Genomic DNA, 18,001 nt, shown 5'->3' on the forward strand with positions numbered 1-18,001 from the left:
AAAATGTTTCGAGATTTTTATACTTCCTACTTTTGCGATTACTTGTACCCAGTTTAAACTTGGCAAGTGTTCATTTCAAACCGTTTTTTCATACATGCTTACTATTTAATTCATCACATTTTCGTTTTCGTTTCTTACTCCTGTTGATCATCTGAACTGATTTCTTTATTTAAAAAGTAAGAAATAATCGTACGGATAACGACTAAAGCGGCTAGTTGGAAAACATCTTGTAAGGTGGGCTTGATAATTGATTCAATGATCCCAGCTGAAATTAGCACTTCAAGACTCAACAAAATATACCCACCTAACATTTTTTTAATGGCATTATTTTGATTGATTCGTTCCGTTTTCTGTCTTATGCTTGCAAAAGAAAAAGCGAGGAAATCTTTTATCGCTAGCCATGCTCCCCATAAAATAATGAGGATGGCCAGCACATCCAATAGAATCACCAGTTTTTCTAAATAAGGGGCTAATTGTTCGATAAGATTAATTTCCATTACTAATTCCTGCTTTCACTTTCTTTTTATCTTGTGTTTCTAAATTCAAGAAATAAGAAATAATCGTGCGAATAATGATAATGACTGCTAATTTTAAAATATCTATCCAGGTTGGTTTAATCACGGATTCAATGATATCTGCCACTACTAATACTTCTAAACTTAATAAGATATAGCTAGCTAATAGCTTACGGATCTCTGCATTTCGGCAATTACGTTGATCATAATTTTTTTTACGAGTCTGCCAATTAAAAAGATTTTTCAAAACTAAAAAGACACCTACTAATAAAATAATGATTGAAGCAATATTTAAAGCTGCAATCACCCATTCTGAATAAAAAATAAGTCTTGAGTCAAACATGGGAATCTAACCGCCTTTCATTTCTATGTTACTAATCCACGATGGTCGTGTCCACCCATATGAAAAATAAATCAGTCGCTATCGTTTATTTTCAAAAAAATAATCAATATGGCTATATCACAATAGCAATTTTCTTTTCGGTAGTTTATGCAGTTCCTTGCAAAACTCCCTTACCAATTTTTAACTCAGGCTTTATTTGTCACATTCATGAGAAAGAGTATTAGAGCTTTTATTATCTTCAAGTGAATCTGAGCACTAGTTGACACTAATTTAAACTCGGTGACCTTATTTTCCATAAATCAAAACAAGGCACCAATCAGGTTCTTTCTGACTATTGTCCCATTTTGTTTGTTCTTTCCAATTAACAGATTGTATATTCCAGCGATGATTCTTATTGACCTAGTGCTTAATTTGGGAAGCATTCAAAGAAACATCGCTTTAAAACAGTAGCAAGCTATTTGTATTTTCCGTAAGAAATATGGTACACTAGATATATAAAAAAGGAGCTATGCTCAAACATAGCCCCAATGTAGAACCGTTAAAAAGACGGTGACTCAAAATAAATGTTTTATTTAAACCATCTACTCTCGGTCAAAGTGTTAGATGGTTATTTTTTTGGATCTGTATGGTCAATTATCAGCAAAACTAACGTCGCAAAAGCGATCATCAGCTGAATTGCTTCAAAAGTTGACACTTGCCTACTCCCTTCTAGGGACAAAGCTATGAACCATAGGCATCACCCCTTTTTCAAGAGATTAGCCACCATCTTTTCACTTTTCTACTTCTTAATTATAGCATATTTACCTCCTCTAAAACAAAACGATCAAAAGGCATATGGCACATGACAATCATTAAATTTATGCAAATTTCCGCACCCGTTTTTCTTTATCAGGGTTAGTAGAATAATTAGAACTTATACGCCCTGCCATTAAAGATCTTCAAAAAACTCGTTTTGAAAGCATTCAAAACAACATAGCTCTAAAACAAACCACATCGCCAGCTTTAAAGTCGCGAAGTTTTGGAAGCATTCAAAACAACATAGCTCTAAAACCTCGCAGAAAAAAATTCTACGTTGATTTGTCATCAAGCTACTCGTCCATAGCAAAACTTTCGTCTTGAATGCTTGTAGATTATTTTAAATCATTTTTCTTAAATTCATTGTAACATATTTTTCAGGTTAAAAAATAGTCTCTGTCTAAAATCGTTTGTGCTATTCCCTGAATTTTGCGAGGCTCAAGAAATAGAACATCCATGTTGCACAAAGAGATATAATTTTGTAACTCTTCTATTTCTTCGGCTGTTAAATAGGCGCAACTGTTAATAAAAATCAATAATTTCTTTTTGGAAAGATATTTATACACCTGTAGAATTTCCAACATCTTCTCGAAAATGGTAACCTTTTTTGTTTCGATCTTTATACCCAGCACTTTAAACAATTCTAAAATAGTCATCTCATCATGTACCAAGTCCAAATCATGATCCAAAAGTTCATAGTCAATCAGCTCACTTAGAGTGGTGGTCAATTGTTCAATTTTTGTTTTCACTTCAATCTTTACGTTTAGTTGTTGCTCTAAATCTGCATAAATAAGCTTTAGCATCGCTGATGAATTTACATCAAATCCTAAAATATCTGTTACAATCATTATTTCGGTGGCTTTTAATTTCTGGTACTGATCATTAAATAATTTTAGTTTCCCCTCTCCCTCATAGCGATAAAACCATGCGATGACGTTGGCAAATACAGTGACATCTTCGATAATAAAGAATGTTCCATTTTTAATTTTTACTGGTTGATCCAATAAAGGAAAATTAAGATTCATCATCTAAGTCCTCTCCCAGAAATATTATACGTTGATCAGAATTAGCTATGCTAACGTCTCTTTCACCATTTAGATAAACCATTCGCGCAAATTGTTTTTCAGTGATAGTTAATAATGTAACCATGCCTTTTTTAGGGTTATTTACTTTCAGTCTACCTAGCATTGCTTGACTAGCCGTATTATTTAACAACAACTTACTATATACAGAAAACTGGTGCATAATAAAACCCTCACTCAACAAAAATTTCCTAAACTTTCAATAAGCTTTGCGGTCATCACTGGAATCAGTAGGCATGTCAAACATCAATATCATTCTCATATAACGATAACTCATATCCTAAATTTAGGAACTCCTTTCAGTTCATTATGGTTCAACGACTTGATTATTTTATTCGTATAATCAGATACAATATTTGTTAAAAACATCTCTTTCTTACCGTACGTATATTTTGTCAAAAACAAATCAAACAACCTTCTTTTGATAATTGGGAATGCTTTTTCCTGATACATAAATACAATTTGATCTACTAAAGGACGAAAAGGTTCCATCAAATCACTGGCCAAATTAAAATCATTAAACTGATTAGCATGTTTTAACCCAAATTGTGTCATACATCCATTTTTAACGATTTCTCTTGCAAATAAACTCAGAATTAAAGTATATCCATAGTCTAGACTGGCATTGATTTCTGTCGAAGCCTCACGGGTAAATTGATTGCCAAACAATGTTTGAAAATAAATCCTTGCTGAATGTCCTTCCCGATTATTTGGATCAAATATTTCTAGTCCATCATGTAAACGTAAAAGGGCTTGAGCTTTTTCATGAAAACCATTTACTTGCAAAAAACAGCTTTGATTTTGGATCTTTTGAGCGATGATCTCTGTCCAGATATTTCCTTTTGCTTCTGTTGTCCATTGCATTTGTTTTGCCAATTGTAAACTACTGTCGTGGCGTCCATAAAATGGCATCAATTTAGCTGTAGGCAAACGCTTATCATCACAAAAAACAACCAATATTTTTTCGTCTATCAAACGTTTTATCAGCATCGTTGTCAGCGTGATATCCGTTGTTTCTAAAAATAAAACATCAATTTCTGAAAGGTGAATCTTTTCAACTTTTTTTGTGTCTTTAAAAATTAAATGATTATTCATATACGTCAATTTTGAATGTGTATTGACGATTACTGTACGCCATCCCATAAGTCTGCCATCCTTCTCCTCGTTTCATATAATCCAGTAACCGACTGATAGATAATGGTTGACTGCCATATTTCTGTTAGACTTGTATATCTTTTTCTTGTAATCGTAGTATCGAAAAACTTGAAATCTGCTGGAGCACCTAATGCGTTAAATTGCATTAAGTTGACAAAAGAGTGAGCCATTATCTTCCTATCAGCTTCTTGATTTTTTTCATACGTTGCAATAATCTGATTCAACTTTTGAGGAGCTGACGTATATTTTTCTGCAAAAATAATGACTTTATCTAAAATATCCTGAAAATTTGAGAAATGTTCATTCACATAATCATAGCTATCTTTATAGGCAATTTCGTCATAATGGTTCGCATGATAAAGGAGTGTCACAAGTTTTTCTGGTAAGATAAATGAATTGGCTTTTTGTAATTCCTGATGACTAGCAAGCATTCTGCGTTGTCCATTTGCTAATTCAAATAAAGTATATTTAGGTAATTTGATAAACTGGTTGACATTTGAATATCCCTTTTCTATTAAGAAAGAAATAGGATCTTTTTCAAATAAAGCTTGTTCCATGATTGTGATTCCTTCGATTGCCTTTGCTTTCTTGTGGTTCTTTCCTTTTTCGTAAGTAAATACCACTGCATAAGCTACTACTGGACTGCCAAATCCTCCATATTTTGTCACATCCCAATTATTTTTCCTTTTAATCAATTTATCTGGTTTTTCTTTAGTATTTACCGTTTCTTTGTAAAAACTACCTGTTTGAACCTCTACTTTTTTGACAATATTGACTTGATGTGAACTGATCACTTTTTTGATTTGTTGGATATGCTTTCTTTTGTCCCAAAAAATCTCCCCATTCTCATCACAAAATTGTTCCTCTTTTTCAAAGAATTTTAAGATATTCGAATAAAATTCTTTTTTGGCTGTTGCTTTATTTTCTTTTACTAAATGGAACTTAGCGAAACTTCCATATACAAATTCAGGTGCCAATCTAGGATATTTTTTCAATAATGCAAGAGCGACCACTGCGTTTAAATATGCATCGTGAGCATGATGATGATGATTGATTTCTCGCACTTTATGGATACCAAAAACTTGTCTAAATTGACTAACTAAAGATGATTTCAAGGTAATGATCCGTATGTCTTTCTCTTTTTCGAGTTCTTGGGTTTGATTAAAGTATTGATGCAAAATAGCAGCAACATGTTTAGTGATTTGTCGAGTCTCAACTAATTGTCGTTGAATAAATCTTGCCTTGTCGTCGTCTGTTAATTCTAATTTCGTCAAATAGGAGAATTTTCGTTCACTAATCAAGTTTGCTCTTAATAATTTTTCCCAGTAAGCTTTCATACGTTTAACTACCTTACTATCTGGAACATCATCCTTTTTTAACCGATTTTCTTTAGAGGAAACTAGCACCTTATTATCAAGTGAATGATCAACGATAAAACTTCTTGGTATGATGTGATCAATATCATATTCAGAAAGTCGATCAATATCTAACGATTCTCCTGTATACATATCTTTTCCATTTTGCAAATAATAGAGATACAAACGATCTTTTTGAAGGGATTGGTTATCTACAGGTCGTTCTTTCAGTAATTGACTATCAAAATTTTTTAACGCTTCTTCTAATGATTTTAACCGTGGTTTTGAACGATTTTTCCCGCCTGTAGTTGTTTGGTTCTCACGGGCCATTTCAATCACGATATTTTTAGGTTTATAGCCAATGATCGCAATTAATTCCTCAACAATTTTAAGCGTTTGCCAGATTCCTTTTTTAATAGCTGGGCTACCAGGGATTGCTTCAACAACTTCTAATAGTGATTGTTTGTCTGATAAAGTTAATTCTTTTGCGATTTCTTCCTTGAAGGACAAATGATCATCATTGATCAGTTGCATAAAATTGCGGTTACGATTATAAGGAAAATCATCGTCATTGATCAAATAATCTAAGATTGTTTTGTTGGTTTTCTGATCTCTTATTCCGTTAATCAATCGTTTGGATAAACGTCCCCATCCCGTGTATTTTTTCTTTACTAGTTTCTTAAAAATTTCCTCACCTAAAATACGTTGGTATTTTTTTAATTGTGTCCTAACCATTTCTCGATCCTCAAAAATAGTGATTATCTTCACGATATCTTCGAACATTTCTTCCATTTCCGGTTGTTCCAACAATTCTATTATTTTTTCTGTGTATGGTTTAGCTAGCTCCAAAAAATCATGGTATGTCGCATAAGAAGAATTGAATACTTTATCTACACCTAAAATTTCTGCATCTTCAATATTGTAGTTAGCAGAAAGAAAATGTTGTAATTTTTTCTTTGTGACCCTTCGTTGTTTTTTGAAAAGTTCTTGAAAGATTCTCAGCTTTTCTTCACTTGAAAATTGATGTTTTATCCCTCGATCATCCTTATAGGCGACTTTTGTTAGTTCATTAAAAATGGTGTATTTTTGGTAAAGCATACTATACTTAGGTAAAACTTTTTCTGTTGGGAGATATGTGTCGTAATTAATCATTCGCTGAATGAATTTTGTTGCTGAAGCGCCATAATCAATGACATCTTTCGCATTCCAAGGTTTTATTTTTTCAGTTGTTTTTCTTTCCAACCACGCAAATGAACTGGTTTCTTTGTCTTGTGCTAAAGGTCCCACGTAATAAGGAATACGAAAGGTTAGTAACTGAATCATTTTTTCTTTTGACTTTTCTAAAAATGGATAATATTGCTTTTGTTGGTCAATAATCGCCTTAAATTCCGTTAAATGTACTTGATGAGGTATAACACCATTTGTCGGTGTCCGTTGCTTCAATAAAAAATTTTCCTGATCGATTTTTGCCAGCATTGGCTCACTTCCTGGAACACCAGTCAACTCTTTTTTGAGAAATTTATAAAAGTCGGCTTGCGTTGTTTTTCCATCAATATAGCCAGCATAACCATCTTTAGAGCTGTCTTTGAAAAAAACAGTCACTTTCTCATGAAGATGGGCTCTCACAAACTGTTTTAATTCTTCTAAATCTTTTTTATGGTTTTGATAGCGTTCAATCATTCCTGCTGACAATTTTGCTTTTGTATCCTTCATTTTTGTTGAAAGAATATCAGAAAGCAAAATAGCATCATAAACTTTTTTTACCTGAAGAAACACATCAATCATTTCTTCATTGCTTTTTCTCAATAATTTTTCAAGATCTTCTTCATAAGTTTCCTTTGAAATTTGGATTTTAACCTCTTCATCTAAATGAAATGCTTGTTTAAAATTCCCTTGATTCCCAACAATCAATTTTAAAAATTGTGCAAGACAGCCAGTTGTTTTTTCCTTAGGGTAATACTGAAGGATTTTTTCTACTTTTTTTGATTTAGATAGTTTATCTGTCAAAATCAAAGGGATATCTTTATAGAAGATGATACCTTCTTCAAATTGTTCATTATAAATATCTATAAATTCTTTAAACGTTTCTTCCACAGATGTATTTTCCGTATCCAATTCTCCCTCAAATAAAAAGTGGCCTCGGTATTTTATCATGTGTGCTAAAGCCAGATAAACCAACCGAATATCTGCTTTTTCTGTAGAATCAGCCAATTTTTGACGCAAATGATAAATGGTTGGATAATTTTGATAATAAGCTTTTTCTTCTAGTAATGTTGGAAAAATAGGGAAACGTGCATACTGTTTGTCTTCTGGAATTAAAAAACTTTCATCTAATCGTGCAAAAAAATGGCTATCTTTTTTTAAGATTTCTTCTGAAAAAATTTTCTGTAATTCCAATATGCGGTATTTTCTACGTCTCAATCTACGGCGAGTTGCGCGCTTATTTCTTCTTTCTTCTGCTGTTTGCCCTTCATCAAATAAGCGTGCGCCCCAAAAATTTTTCTTTATTTTTTTCTTCTCCATCTTGCTATGGACAGGCATTTTTTTTGCCATCAAGCGGTAATCATCTGTTACAACTGCCCACCCTACTGAATTGGTCCCGATATCTAATCCTAACGTATATGCTTTATTCATCTTTTCCTTATCCTTTCATTATTAAAATTTGTGACCATGTGCACTTTAATGAATTTGCCTTTTCTTTTTTACCATTATGTAAATTTTTATCTTTCCCACTTGTAACCGTTCTAATTTTTAGTATAATAAAACTGTTGGTAGCATTCAAATCAACATAGCAAGTTAAAATAAGGCTTTGTCCGTATCCAGCTATTGAAGCAAGCACTGTTCTCGGTGCTTTTTTATTTTGTCCAAATAATGTCAAACAACCAGCTAAATTGATACCCATACTATAACACAAACTAATTTTATAATAACTGTTTTTTTCATCCGTTGTATCAAATGACATGAATTATCTAAGTTGAACAAAATTAAATAACTACAGTAATAAAATCAAGCATTTATCTACATTTTTCCTTTTAAAATCTTTTTATAAATCACACACATTCATAAAAAATAATATAAAATAAATAACAAATAAAAAAGCCTTGTTTTCTCCCACCTCTTATACTTCTTCTGACAAATTTTTCTTTGAAATGAAAAAACTACTTTTCTTGTGGTATATTCTTTTACAAAAATTTTTCCTATAAAAAATTAGACACTACTAACAATCTGTCCAAAAATGTTTTTTTTACTTACCCTATCATTTGGCATTTAAAATAAAAGGTTCTATGCTTTTACATAGAAGGACCAAATAAGAATGGAGGGATTTTTTATGAGTAAAAAATGGATCAAGGTAGGAATTGGACTAGGTTTACTTACATTAGGTGCGGTTTATCTTGGGAAAAAAACTGGTTTATTAGAAGATGACAGCCATCTGTATGATGAATATGAATCTATCTAGAAAGAAATAATGTATGGAACTGTTCACTTGTAAAACATTGGAGGAATCACAATGAGAAAAAGTAAAGCAATAATGATTGGTGCAGGTATCGCCAATATGGCAGCTGCTGTTTATTTGATTCAAGAAGGAAAATGGCGTGGTGATCAGATTACATTTTATTCTCTAGATGATCATGGCTCAAATGATGGTGCCCCAACTAATACGGTAGTTGATGAATACTGGAACAAAAACCATCCTCTAGAAAATCAAAAAGGTTATGTGGCACGTGGTGGACGTATGCTCAATTATCGGACATATGTCGATTTGATGGATTTATTGAGTCGCATCCCTTCTGTCACTGAACCAGGAATGACCGCAGAAGAAGATACAAGAGATTTTGATGCCAAGCATCGTACATTTGATAAAGCACGTTTGATGGAAGGCGGAAAAGGAATTATCGATGGTGGGAAACTAGGCTTCAATAATAAAGATCGCTTATTATTGACCAAATTAATTGCTATGCCTGATTCAGAAGAAGAAAAATTAGATAATGTGACGATTGAAGAATATTTCAAAGATGACCCTCATTTTTTTGAAACAAATTTTTGGTTTATGTGGGAAACGACTTTTGCTTTTCGTACACGTAGTTCTGCCCAAGAACTACGCCGTTACATGCATCAAATGATTTATGAATTTACACAAATTGAGCATTTGGTAGGCGTCAACCGAACACGCTACAACCAATATGAAAGTATTATGTTGCCATTGATCAATTATTTAAAAGAACAAGGGTGTCAAATCATTTTAAATCGTCGTGTCGTAGACTGGGAATTTAAAGAAACACCTATGCAAGATGAAATCACGGTTACTGGATTAAAAATGATCAATACACGGACAAATGAAGAAGAACACGTTGATGTAGATGGTGATACAGCGGTACTTTTCACAAATGGATCAATTACTGATTCCGCCACATTAGGTGATTATGAGACCCCTGCTGTTGAAAATATGGATTATGGTGCGGCTTCAGGTTTATGGAAAAAAGCAAGTGAACGTTTCTATAACTTAGGCAACCCAGACAAATTTTTTGCTGATCGTGATGCCAGTGAATGGGTAAGTTTTACTTTAACAACTAAAAATCACTTACTTTTAAATGAAATTACTCGCATCACTACACAAGTACCTGGTAATGCGTTAAATTCATTTATTTCAACCACACCAATCACGCCACTCGGACAAAAAGATGTTAATATGTCAATCGTTGTTCATCATCAACCACACTTTACTTCACAAAAACCAAACGAAACCGTCATTTGGGGTTATTTCTTATATCCTAGACGCCGTGGAGAATTTGTGGATAAACAATATATTAAGATGAACGGAAAAGAAATGCTAGAAGAATTAATTGGACAACTCTCTAAAGTTGATCCTGGACCCGAAAATATACGGACAAAAGAGACCGAAATTTTTGAAAGTGTCATCAATAATATCCCAGTATATATGCCTTATGCTTCCGCTTTGTTTAACAATCGTGCAAAAAGCGATCGTCCTAAAGTTATTCCTCAACATTCAACAAACTTAGCGTTCACCGGAGAATTTGTGGAACAACCTTACCAAATGATTTTTACGGAACAAAGTGCTGTACGATCTGGTGAAATTGCTGCCTTTCATTTTGCCGGAATCCCAATGTCTCGTTTAGTAAAAACACCACGTTACGACAAAGATATCCCCACTTTGATGCGTGCTGCAAAAAAATGTTTGAATAATTCCCCTAACCATGACCGATAGGAACAATAAAAAAGCGTCGACCGTCAGTTTTTTGTGAAACTTACGATCGATGCTTTTTTATCATACTCATCTCATACTTTTACGAAAGAAACGGTTCATTGATCCGTCTATAATCTCTCTTTTTTCACGATAGTTTGTTCATTCCGTTTTCTTCGAATCACTTCACTGATTAATCCTATTCCTCCTGCGATGATTACAAGTATCGTTCCTACGAACATAAAATATAAAAGAATACTTTCTGTATAACTCGTCATCAAGTGCAAGATCGCTTGCGAGCGAAAAGCGATATTTTTAAAAAAATCCCTCATGTACAGTAATCCTGCTAAAAGTAAACACATACTTCCCGAAACCCCTAAAACAATTGCGCTATATCTTAATAAGAGATAACTTGGCTTTCTTATTAAGAAAATCAAATAGAAAGAGAAAACAACAAAAAGTATGATGCCTATGTAAAGAGTGGGGAGGATAATTGCTTTAGCTGATAAAATATTTTCAATAAAAATAACGAAATACTGATCACCTATATTTTTTTGAAGTTGATAGATAAATTCAAACTTCATTGATTCAATTTTATTTTCCTCTTCTTTCCCAATGGTTAGTTGATGCTTTTTGGCATAACCATCAATTGCGCGAGTTATTTCTTGCTCTACGTCCTCAAAGTCACTTTGTTCATCCTCGTCATTTTCATTATATGTATGTTGCACAAAAGTTTTTAGTGACTTACTAATAAAGGTCGGTGAAATTGAAGTGGCAATCACTTCAGCAAACTCACTTTCTACTTTATTTTCTTCACTAAAATTTTTACTCGTTTCTTTTACAACTAATTCACTGTACTTTGTTTTTTCGATCTGATTTAATAAAAAATTTTGATCATAAAAGGTTTGTTTAACTATAACTGAGGCAATTATCATAAACAAAGCAATTATGCACATCAACATTGCAATTAATTTTCTTAACTTAAAATCTTTTTTTTCTTTCTCCACAATGCCCTCCATTTTGAAATTTTTGTTGTAACAATAGTGAGTAAAAAAACAAATATAAATTTATTATACTTCGAATAAAAGTACTGCTCAACGAAAAATAAATAATAACAGTGTTATTTTAAATATATTCTTTCTTTAAGCGAAAGCGATTCATTATAAAAATAATCCTCCTTTAGAATGAAAATATCTATTGATATATCAAGTATATGACGTGTTACATTGAAAGAAATAAGTTTTTTTATAAAAGCAGTGACGTGGCAATCATTAGGGTGGTCATTGGAGGATAAATTGTCCCTACAAAATTGATTTTTGATCAAAAGTCGCAGAACAATTGCTAAAGAATGAAGGGCAAAAGCGAGAAACACCACAAGTGATTTTTACCTTTTGTCCTTCACTTTTGCTACAAATCACATTCCTCGTCTTCTTTTCCTGAGTGCCCCTCATTCTTTTGTCTTTATTTGATATAAATAAACAGGTATTCCTTCATTGTCTTGCGCCATAGTTAAAAATTGCCAATCATATTTTTCGTAAAATCCACTATAATCAGTTGCTAAATAGAGTTGCTGTACGCCTAATTTTTCCATATCCTTTCGAATAGTTGCCAAAATCTCTTTGGCAATTCCCTGATTACGATACTCTTTTTCTACAAATAAAGCACATAGATTCGGCGTCAAATCTGAACGATCATGAAAGTCATTGTTAATCACTCCTGCACCAGCTACGATTTTTTGTTCTGCTGTTATGAAGATATACCATTGTGGCACCACGTTTTTTAGTCGCAACGATTCTGCCATACTTTCTTGATAGAAAGAAAGTGGTAGGTGCCATTTTGAAGTAAACCACTGCGCTGCTTGCTCAATCCATTCGGGGTGTTCTCTTAGTTTTATTAACTCGTACCCTTCCATTTTGTCCTTCACTCCCTATATATTTGCACTATTATAGCACGAGTGTTATTAAAATAGTTTTTTAACAACCTCTAAAAGATTATGGCTAATTTTCGTTGGTTTTCTGAGCCACTTATCCCTAGGCAAGTAAGGAACAAAAATTAAAAAAAAACAGTTGCTTTGACACTTCCTGTGCTTAGCAACTGTTTTCTTCTATTATTGTAAATTCAATGAATCGTAAAAAGAGTGATTCTGTTAAACATCATTTTGCTTTATGCTATGTGCTTCTTTGTTTTAAAAAATATATTTATTTAAATATTCTATGTGCTTTTACCCATTTAAGGCTTCTTTTCTTCTTTCTTGAATAGTCGCTACTTTAACGAATGGTAGATAAATCAAGATAGATAAGATTAAGTTTACCGCAGCTAATACACCGCCCGCAATACTTTTTGTTGCTAACACTCCGCCAATAATTGGTGGTGTTACCCATGGTGGCATCACTGTTGCAGCTGGAACTAAGCCAGTTGAAGTAGCAAAATAAGCAACAGATACTAAGACCATCGGCGTTAAGATAAACGGAATGAACATAATTGGGTTCAATACGATTGGAAGACCGAACATTGTCGGTTCATTGATATTGAAAATACCTGGTGCAATAGACAAGTTTGTGACCACCATGTATGGTTTGTTTTTACGTCCTACTAGATAAATAGCTAGTAATAGACCCAATGTTGCACCTGTACCACCTAAGTTAACAAAACTATCAAAGAATGGTTTGTTTACGATGAATGGGGCACTGTGACCTGCTGCAATGGCATTTACATTTGCTTCAATTGCTGGTGCGTTGATTGTTTGCATCAATGGATCGACCATATTTGCACCATGCAAACCAAAGAACCATAAGAAAGGTGTGATAAATGCTAATAATAAAGCAGATGGATAAGAGTTTGCCAGTCCCATAAATGGTTCTTGAACGGCTGTATAAAAAGCGCCAACGATATCATCCACACCAAAAGCAGCAAAGATCGCTGCGACTAAAGAAAACAATGAGATCGTAATCATTGCCGGTAATAATGAAGCAAAAGCTTTTGCTACTGCTGGTGGTACACCATCAGGCATTTTGATAATTAGTTTTTCATTTCCACTTAAACGAACGAAGATTTCAGTTGAAATAATCCCAACAATAATAGCAATAAATAAACCATTTGAGCTCATGCCCAATGCGCCGCCTAGTGCAAAGAATGAACCTAAAGAAATAACTCCCGCAGACACGCCGTCTTTACGGTAACCATTTGCCAAATGATAAGCTAATAAGAAAGCAATTAAAACTGAAAGAATAGCAAATGTTCCGTTCCAAGCAGCTGCTCCGAAGCCTTTCCAAGCTTCCCCACCAAAAATTGAGTTCATCAATTCTTGGAATCCAGGAATAGGGAGATTATTGATCATGACAGCTAAAGCACCTAAAATCATTAGTGGCATGCTGACCATAAATGAATCACGAATGGCCACTAAATGTCGTTGGGCACCAATTTTTGATGCCACTGGTATAAAATGTTTCTCCATAAATGCAACAAATTTATCCATATTTCTTCCTCTTTTCTATTTTACCGTTTTACTTTAAGCATCTAAACGTCGATATAAATCGATGATTTCTTTGGCCAAATCAGTGAAAGCAATTGATGTCATTAAATGATCTTGACTGTGGACTGTTAATAAAGTCACTTGCATATGATCCCCTTGTGCTTCTTGCGTTAACATTTCAGTTTGTGAATGATGTGCTTGCACTAAAGATTCTTCAGCATCTTTGATTTTTGTATCAGCTAAATCAAAGTCTCCTTTTTTTGCTGCAGCAATCGCTTCCATTGCATCGCTTTTTGCATTGCCACCAAACATAATCAAACCCATGATTGCTTCAAGATTTTTCTGGTCTTGCATTGTTGTTTCCCCCATTGTCTTATTTATTAATTAAAGATTCCGCTTGCTCTAATACTTTGGCACCATTCATCATTCCATAGTCTTGCATATTAATAACATCCAATGGAATGCCTTTAGGAGCAAGTTTTTCGGCAAATTGATTTTGCATAAAGCGAACTTGTGGTCCTAAAAGTAAAACATCTACATTTTTTGATTCTAGTTGATTATCCGCATCTGAGGCTGATACTGCAAAAATATCTGCATCCATTCCTTTTTCTTCTGCTGCTTTTTGCATTTTTGTTACAAGCAAACTCGTACTCATTCCAGCTGAACATACTAGCATAATTGTTTTCTTTTCCATTAAAACACACTTCCCTTTCTTGTTTCTTACACTTTTATATAAAGCAATTATCGTGCCAACTTTTAAAGCGCTTTATTCCTTTTTGTGCTAACGTTTTCAAATGATTAAATTTTACATACACACTTTTTTAAAATTTGCACACTAAACCTAGTGTGTAAACATTGCTTTTTTAACATAACTTATGTAATTAATCGTAAGAAAAGAAAGAACACAAAAAATAAGCCGATATTTCTCAAAAAGAAAGAACTTTTAGAAATGCCAGCTTATTTTAAGGTGAATCTGTTGTTAAGATTGAGACAGCTTCTCTTTACGATGTCGTTTTATTTCCTGGAGATTTTTCAGTCAGTTGTGTCAGTAATTCAATTTGCAATTGTTGTAATTCCAGCATTTGTTGCCATTGTTGTGACATTAAATAATCAATTTTTTCATGTAACAAACTTATTTCTAACTCTGCTTTCAAATTTGTTTGATAATCGTGATCAGCTGCGATGCGGTCTCTCGCTGCTTGTCGATTTTGACTCATCATAATAATCGGGGCTTGAACAGCCGCCAAACAAGAAAGAACTAAATTAAGTAGAATAAAAGGATAGTTATCAAATGATACGCCAAAAAAGTGTAAAGAATTCAATAAAATCCAACTAGCCAAAACAAGTAGAAAGATAAAGATAAAGGGCCAACTTCCGCCAAATTTTGCGATGGCATCTGCTGCTTTTTGTCCAAAAGTTACTTTTTGATTAATGGTAGCGTTTAAATTTTGACTAATAATTTGTTTGTTGTTTAACTGTTGTAACATTTGTTGATTGATTTTTTTTGTTTCATTTTGATCTTGAAGGATTTTTTCTTTTATGTACTCAAAGTGATAGTTCATAAAAGTAATGAAAGGAATCTTTGATTCAACGGTCAACTTTTCATTTTTTTTCAAGATAAAAGAACGAATCTCTGCATCAATCGTTTTTAGATACACATAATCTTTATGAGCCATATATTTCCTCCGCATTTATTTCCTTTTACCAAAAGTATACGCTCAATGATTTATGATTGTAAAATTTTTCCAATTTTCTGTTCTTCTTCCTTTGAGAAGGACAAATGATCCATCATGCGAACACTTTCTTGCAACTGACTCAGACGGCTAGCACCCACAAGTACACTGGTAACTGATTTTTGGCGTAGATTCCATGCCAATGCCATTTGGGCAAGTGATTGATTGCGTGTTTCTGCCAGTTCTTGCAGTAACTTAATTTTGTGCAAAGTTGGGGTTACTTGTTCTTCCGAAAGAAAAGGTATTTCTTTTCGGTGTGCTCTTGAATCTTCCGGTATGCCATGTAAATAACGTTTTGTCAACAAACCTTGCGCTAAAGGACTAAATGTAATCGCCCCAAGCCCTGTTTCTTCAAGAACTGGTGCAAGCTCTTCTTCTAGTAATTCTTTAGAAAACATGTTATACCGCATTTGATGGATAATAAAAGGAACTTCTTTTTTTCGCAAGATGTTATACATATTTTTGGTATCTCTACCATTATAATTAGAAATGCCAATATACAATGCTTTACCTTGACGTACCAATTGTGACAATGCTTCTGCTGTTTCTTCCAAAGGTGTTTCTGGATCTGGACGGTGATGATAGAAAATATCGACATACTCTAAACCCATCCGTCGTAAGCTTTGGTCACAACTAGCGATAATAGACTTACGTGATCCCCATTCTCCATAAGGCCCATCCCACATATGATAACCAGCTTTACTTGAAATAACGATTTCATCTCGATACGTTTGGAAATCCTCTTTAAAAATACGCCCGAAATTTTTTTCTGCTGCTCCTGCCGGACCACCATAATTATTTGCCAAATCAAAATGCGTGATCCCCATGTCAAAGGCTCCTCTTAAAATTTCGCGTTGATTGCTTATTGGATCATAGTCACCAAAATTTTGCCATAAACCTAATGATAATAAGGGGAGTTTTAATCCTGAGTTTCCTGTTCTTCGGTAAATCATGTGTTCGTATCCATCTTGATGTGCTGAATACATGTAGATTTCCTCCTGCAGTAGTTTGGTAAGCGGTAACAAATAATTGTTTTTTTGTTACCTGTATTCGTTTATCCCATTTCTCAAAAATACAAGTTATACGTAAATTATACCTTTGTTTCTAGGAAATGGCGATTTCTTTCCTACTTTAGTGATCAAAAATGTTCATTCCCACTAATTATCATAAAACAGCTAATTTTATCTGGCGGTCTTTTTCTTCCTATTTAGATAAGTGATTGAAAAAACGTAGTTGTTGTCTACCACGCATGATTTTTTTATAGCGTTTTGGCTGCTTTTTATAAAATTGTTGATGATAATTTTCAGCTGGCCAAAAAGGTTGCGCTTCTCTAATTTCGGTAACGATCGGTTTCTTAAAAACGTTTGATTCACTTAATCGTTGTTTGGATTTTTCTGCTAGTACTTTTTGCTGATCATTTTCAACGAAGATAATCGAACGATATTGCGTTCCTCGATCTTGGAATTGACCAAAAGCATCTGTTGGATCTGTGATTTGCCAAAAAATAGCCAGCAACTCTTCATAGCTAACAATTCGATTATCAAAAATAATTTCCACTGCTTCAACATGCCCCGTTGTCCCACTGTTGACTTGATCATAACTTGGATTTTCCGTCTGACCACCTGTATAACCGGATAAAACTGAAAGAATTCCTTTTCTCGTTTCAAATGGTTCAACCATACACCAAAAACAGCCACCAGCAAATACAGCTCTTTCTTGATGATCACTATCAGTTATCTGATGTTGTGAAAAATTATAAGTCGTTGGATTTTTGACACTATTTGTGATCTTTAAATAGAAATCCATCACATCCGGGGTCAAATTTTCTCTGACCGCAAGCGGACGCAAAGAAGCTTCTAATGTATCCAACACTTGATTCACTTGTCTCCTCTTTGCTAACTGATTTTTAGCCTCGATTAATTGCTTGCGTTCCCATTCACGTGTATGAGGATTTAAAATCAAATTATATAACTCAGCTATTGTTTCCTCATTCTCCATAGTGATCACTTCCATTTTTTAGATAAAATTTGCCCTGAATGTAACACGAAATCATTAAAAACGCGAATGGATTGTTTGATAAAGGTTGTGAAAAGCATGGTCTGCTTCAAGAATTAAGAACGAAAATGCGAAAATAGCTTTCCATATTTTTGCATTTTTGGGCTTAATTTTCGCAGAAGCAATGCTTTGAACACCGTGGATAGGTTGTGAGAAGACTGGTCTGCATCAAGCAATAAGAACGAACAGAGAAAAATAGCTCCTCATATTTTTCCTCTGTTTGGACTTATTGCCGCAGATGCAAGTCTTCGAACACCGTGGATAGGTTGTGACAGAGCCGCTTAGCTCTGAGTATT

17 protein-coding genes and 1 pseudogene are annotated in these 18,001 nt (G+C 33.8%); 2 read left to right on the forward strand and 16 right to left on the reverse strand.

The annotated features are described in order from the left end of the window. Positions 1 to 134 precede the first annotated feature (134 nt). The 8 genes and pseudogenes from EVI01_RS10165 to EVI01_RS10195 all read right to left on the reverse strand — a co-directional run bounded on the left by EVI01_RS10165 (position 135) and on the right by EVI01_RS10195 (position 8,147). Entirely contained in the window at positions 135 to 497 is a 363-nt protein-coding gene (locus EVI01_RS10165) for a DUF1622 domain-containing protein (protein ID WP_010750240.1), read from the reverse strand. Continuing rightward, a complete protein-coding gene (locus EVI01_RS10170; RefSeq protein ID WP_010750239.1) occupies positions 487 to 858 on the reverse strand; it encodes a DUF1622 domain-containing protein in 372 nt (123 codons plus the stop codon). The genes EVI01_RS10165 and EVI01_RS10170 overlap by 11 nt, the downstream gene beginning before the upstream one ends. A gap of 607 nt (positions 859 to 1,465) precedes the next feature. Further along, positions 1,466 to 1,552, reverse strand: a complete 87-nt coding sequence (locus tag EVI01_RS14285) for a putative holin-like toxin (protein WP_371171291.1) — start codon at positions 1,550 to 1,552, stop codon at positions 1,466 to 1,468. Between the two features lie 478 nt (positions 1,553 to 2,030). Then, complete coding sequence (gene csn2, locus EVI01_RS10175) at positions 2,031 to 2,678, reverse strand: type II-A CRISPR-associated protein Csn2 (protein WP_010750238.1); 648 nt, start codon at positions 2,676 to 2,678, stop codon at positions 2,031 to 2,033. Further along, positions 2,668 to 3,012, reverse strand: a pseudogene (gene cas2 / locus EVI01_RS10180) (CRISPR-associated endonuclease Cas2). The gene csn2 and the pseudogene cas2 overlap by 11 nt, the downstream one beginning before the upstream one ends. Beyond that, positions 3,009 to 3,878, reverse strand: a complete 870-nt coding sequence (gene cas1 / locus EVI01_RS10185; protein WP_010750236.1) for a type II CRISPR-associated endonuclease Cas1 — start codon at positions 3,876 to 3,878, stop codon at positions 3,009 to 3,011. The pseudogene cas2 and the gene cas1 overlap by 4 nt, the downstream one beginning before the upstream one ends. Beyond that, positions 3,860 to 7,879 carry a type II CRISPR RNA-guided endonuclease Cas9 gene (gene cas9 / locus EVI01_RS10190; RefSeq protein WP_010750235.1) on the reverse strand — a complete coding sequence of 1,340 codons (4,020 nt, stop codon included), beginning with the start codon at positions 7,877 to 7,879 and terminating at the stop codon, positions 3,860 to 3,862. Before cas9 ends, cas1 begins: the two co-directional genes overlap by 19 nt. Before the next feature lie 7 nt (positions 7,880 to 7,886). Further along, positions 7,887 to 8,147: a hypothetical protein gene (locus EVI01_RS10195; RefSeq protein ID WP_025481466.1), complete on the reverse strand. Its 261-nt coding sequence runs from the start codon at positions 8,145 to 8,147 to the stop codon at positions 7,887 to 7,889. A gap of 426 nt (positions 8,148 to 8,573) precedes the next feature. On the opposite strand from EVI01_RS10195, the gene EVI01_RS10200 reads away from it, so the two are divergent. Next, entirely contained in the window at positions 8,574 to 8,702 is a 129-nt protein-coding gene (locus EVI01_RS10200; protein WP_010750233.1) for a hypothetical protein, read from the forward strand. 51 nt (positions 8,703 to 8,753) lie between these two features. Next, entirely contained in the window at positions 8,754 to 10,469 is a 1,716-nt protein-coding gene (locus EVI01_RS10205) for an oleate hydratase (RefSeq protein ID WP_010750232.1), read from the forward strand. Positions 10,470 to 10,576: 107 nt separating this feature from the next. On the opposite strand, the gene EVI01_RS10210 is transcribed toward EVI01_RS10205, so the two are convergent. The 8 genes from EVI01_RS10210 to msrA form a co-directional block, all read right to left on the reverse strand. Then, positions 10,577 to 11,452: a hypothetical protein gene (locus tag EVI01_RS10210; protein ID WP_010750231.1), complete on the reverse strand. Its 876-nt coding sequence runs from the start codon at positions 11,450 to 11,452 to the stop codon at positions 10,577 to 10,579. Positions 11,453 to 11,892: 440 nt separating this feature from the next. Continuing rightward, a complete protein-coding gene (locus tag EVI01_RS10215; protein ID WP_010750230.1) occupies positions 11,893 to 12,357 on the reverse strand; it encodes a GNAT family N-acetyltransferase in 465 nt (154 codons plus the stop codon). Positions 12,358 to 12,666: 309 nt separating this feature from the next. Next, positions 12,667 to 13,920: a PTS sugar transporter subunit IIC gene (locus EVI01_RS10220; RefSeq protein WP_010750229.1), complete on the reverse strand. Its 1,254-nt coding sequence runs from the start codon at positions 13,918 to 13,920 to the stop codon at positions 12,667 to 12,669. Between the two features lie 33 nt (positions 13,921 to 13,953). Further along, a complete protein-coding gene (locus EVI01_RS10225) occupies positions 13,954 to 14,271 on the reverse strand; it encodes a PTS lactose/cellobiose transporter subunit IIA (protein ID WP_010750228.1) in 318 nt (105 codons plus the stop codon). 19 nt (positions 14,272 to 14,290) lie between these two features. Next, positions 14,291 to 14,611 carry a PTS sugar transporter subunit IIB gene (locus tag EVI01_RS10230; RefSeq protein WP_010750227.1) on the reverse strand — a complete coding sequence of 107 codons (321 nt, stop codon included), beginning with the start codon at positions 14,609 to 14,611 and terminating at the stop codon, positions 14,291 to 14,293. 307 nt (positions 14,612 to 14,918) lie between these two features. Beyond that, the gene (locus EVI01_RS10235) at positions 14,919 to 15,593 is read right to left on the reverse strand and encodes a DUF1003 domain-containing protein (protein ID WP_010750226.1); all 675 of its coding nucleotides are present in this window, start codon (positions 15,591 to 15,593) and stop codon (positions 14,919 to 14,921) included. A gap of 50 nt (positions 15,594 to 15,643) precedes the next feature. Then, positions 15,644 to 16,603 (reverse strand): aldo/keto reductase, encoded by a 960-nt coding sequence (locus EVI01_RS10240; protein WP_174270058.1) that lies wholly within the window; start codon positions 16,601 to 16,603, stop codon positions 15,644 to 15,646. A gap of 250 nt (positions 16,604 to 16,853) precedes the next feature. Further along, on the reverse strand, positions 16,854 to 17,648 hold the full coding sequence (msrA, locus tag EVI01_RS10245) for a peptide-methionine (S)-S-oxide reductase MsrA (RefSeq protein ID WP_010750224.1): 795 nt from the start codon (positions 17,646 to 17,648) through the stop codon (positions 16,854 to 16,856). Between the last annotated feature and the right edge of the window lie 353 nt (positions 17,649 to 18,001).

The sequence above is a fragment of the Enterococcus villorum genome, assembly GCF_007990225.1.
GTDB lineage: Bacteria > Bacillota > Bacilli > Lactobacillales > Enterococcaceae > Enterococcus_B > Enterococcus_B villorum.

What these genes read in the sequence shown, in the direction of transcription:
- EVI01_RS10165 (WP_010750240.1), bottom strand. Translation starts at nt 497, where the DNA reads ATGGAAATTAATCTTATCGAACAATTAGCCCCTTATTTAGAAAAACTG.
- EVI01_RS10170 (WP_010750239.1), bottom strand. Translation starts at nt 858, where the DNA reads ATGTTTGACTCAAGACTTATTTTTTATTCAGAATGGGTGATTGCAGCT.
- csn2 (WP_010750238.1), bottom strand. Translation starts at nt 2,678, where the DNA reads ATGAATCTTAATTTTCCTTTATTGGATCAACCAGTAAAAATTAAAAAT.
- cas1 (WP_010750236.1), bottom strand. Translation starts at nt 3,878, where the DNA reads ATGGGATGGCGTACAGTAATCGTCAATACACATTCAAAATTGACGTAT.
- cas9 (WP_010750235.1), bottom strand. Translation starts at nt 7,879, where the DNA reads ATGAATAAAGCATATACGTTAGGATTAGATATCGGGACCAATTCAGTA.
- EVI01_RS10195 (WP_025481466.1), bottom strand. Translation starts at nt 8,147, where the DNA reads ATGGGTATCAATTTAGCTGGTTGTTTGACATTATTTGGACAAAATAAA.
- EVI01_RS10200 (WP_010750233.1), top strand. Translation starts at nt 8,574, where the DNA reads ATGAGTAAAAAATGGATCAAGGTAGGAATTGGACTAGGTTTACTTACA.
- EVI01_RS10205 (WP_010750232.1), top strand. Translation starts at nt 8,754, where the DNA reads ATGAGAAAAAGTAAAGCAATAATGATTGGTGCAGGTATCGCCAATATG.
- EVI01_RS10215 (WP_010750230.1), bottom strand. Translation starts at nt 12,357, where the DNA reads ATGGAAGGGTACGAGTTAATAAAACTAAGAGAACACCCCGAATGGATT.
- EVI01_RS10220 (WP_010750229.1), bottom strand. Translation starts at nt 13,920, where the DNA reads ATGGATAAATTTGTTGCATTTATGGAGAAACATTTTATACCAGTGGCA.
- EVI01_RS10225 (WP_010750228.1), bottom strand. Translation starts at nt 14,271, where the DNA reads ATGCAAGACCAGAAAAATCTTGAAGCAATCATGGGTTTGATTATGTTT.
- EVI01_RS10230 (WP_010750227.1), bottom strand. Translation starts at nt 14,611, where the DNA reads ATGGAAAAGAAAACAATTATGCTAGTATGTTCAGCTGGAATGAGTACG.
- EVI01_RS10235 (WP_010750226.1), bottom strand. Translation starts at nt 15,593, where the DNA reads ATGGCTCATAAAGATTATGTGTATCTAAAAACGATTGATGCAGAGATT.
- EVI01_RS10240 (WP_174270058.1), bottom strand. Translation starts at nt 16,603, where the DNA reads ATGATTTACCGAAGAACAGGAAACTCAGGATTAAAACTCCCCTTATTA.
- msrA (WP_010750224.1), bottom strand. Translation starts at nt 17,648, where the DNA reads ATGGAGAATGAGGAAACAATAGCTGAGTTATATAATTTGATTTTAAAT.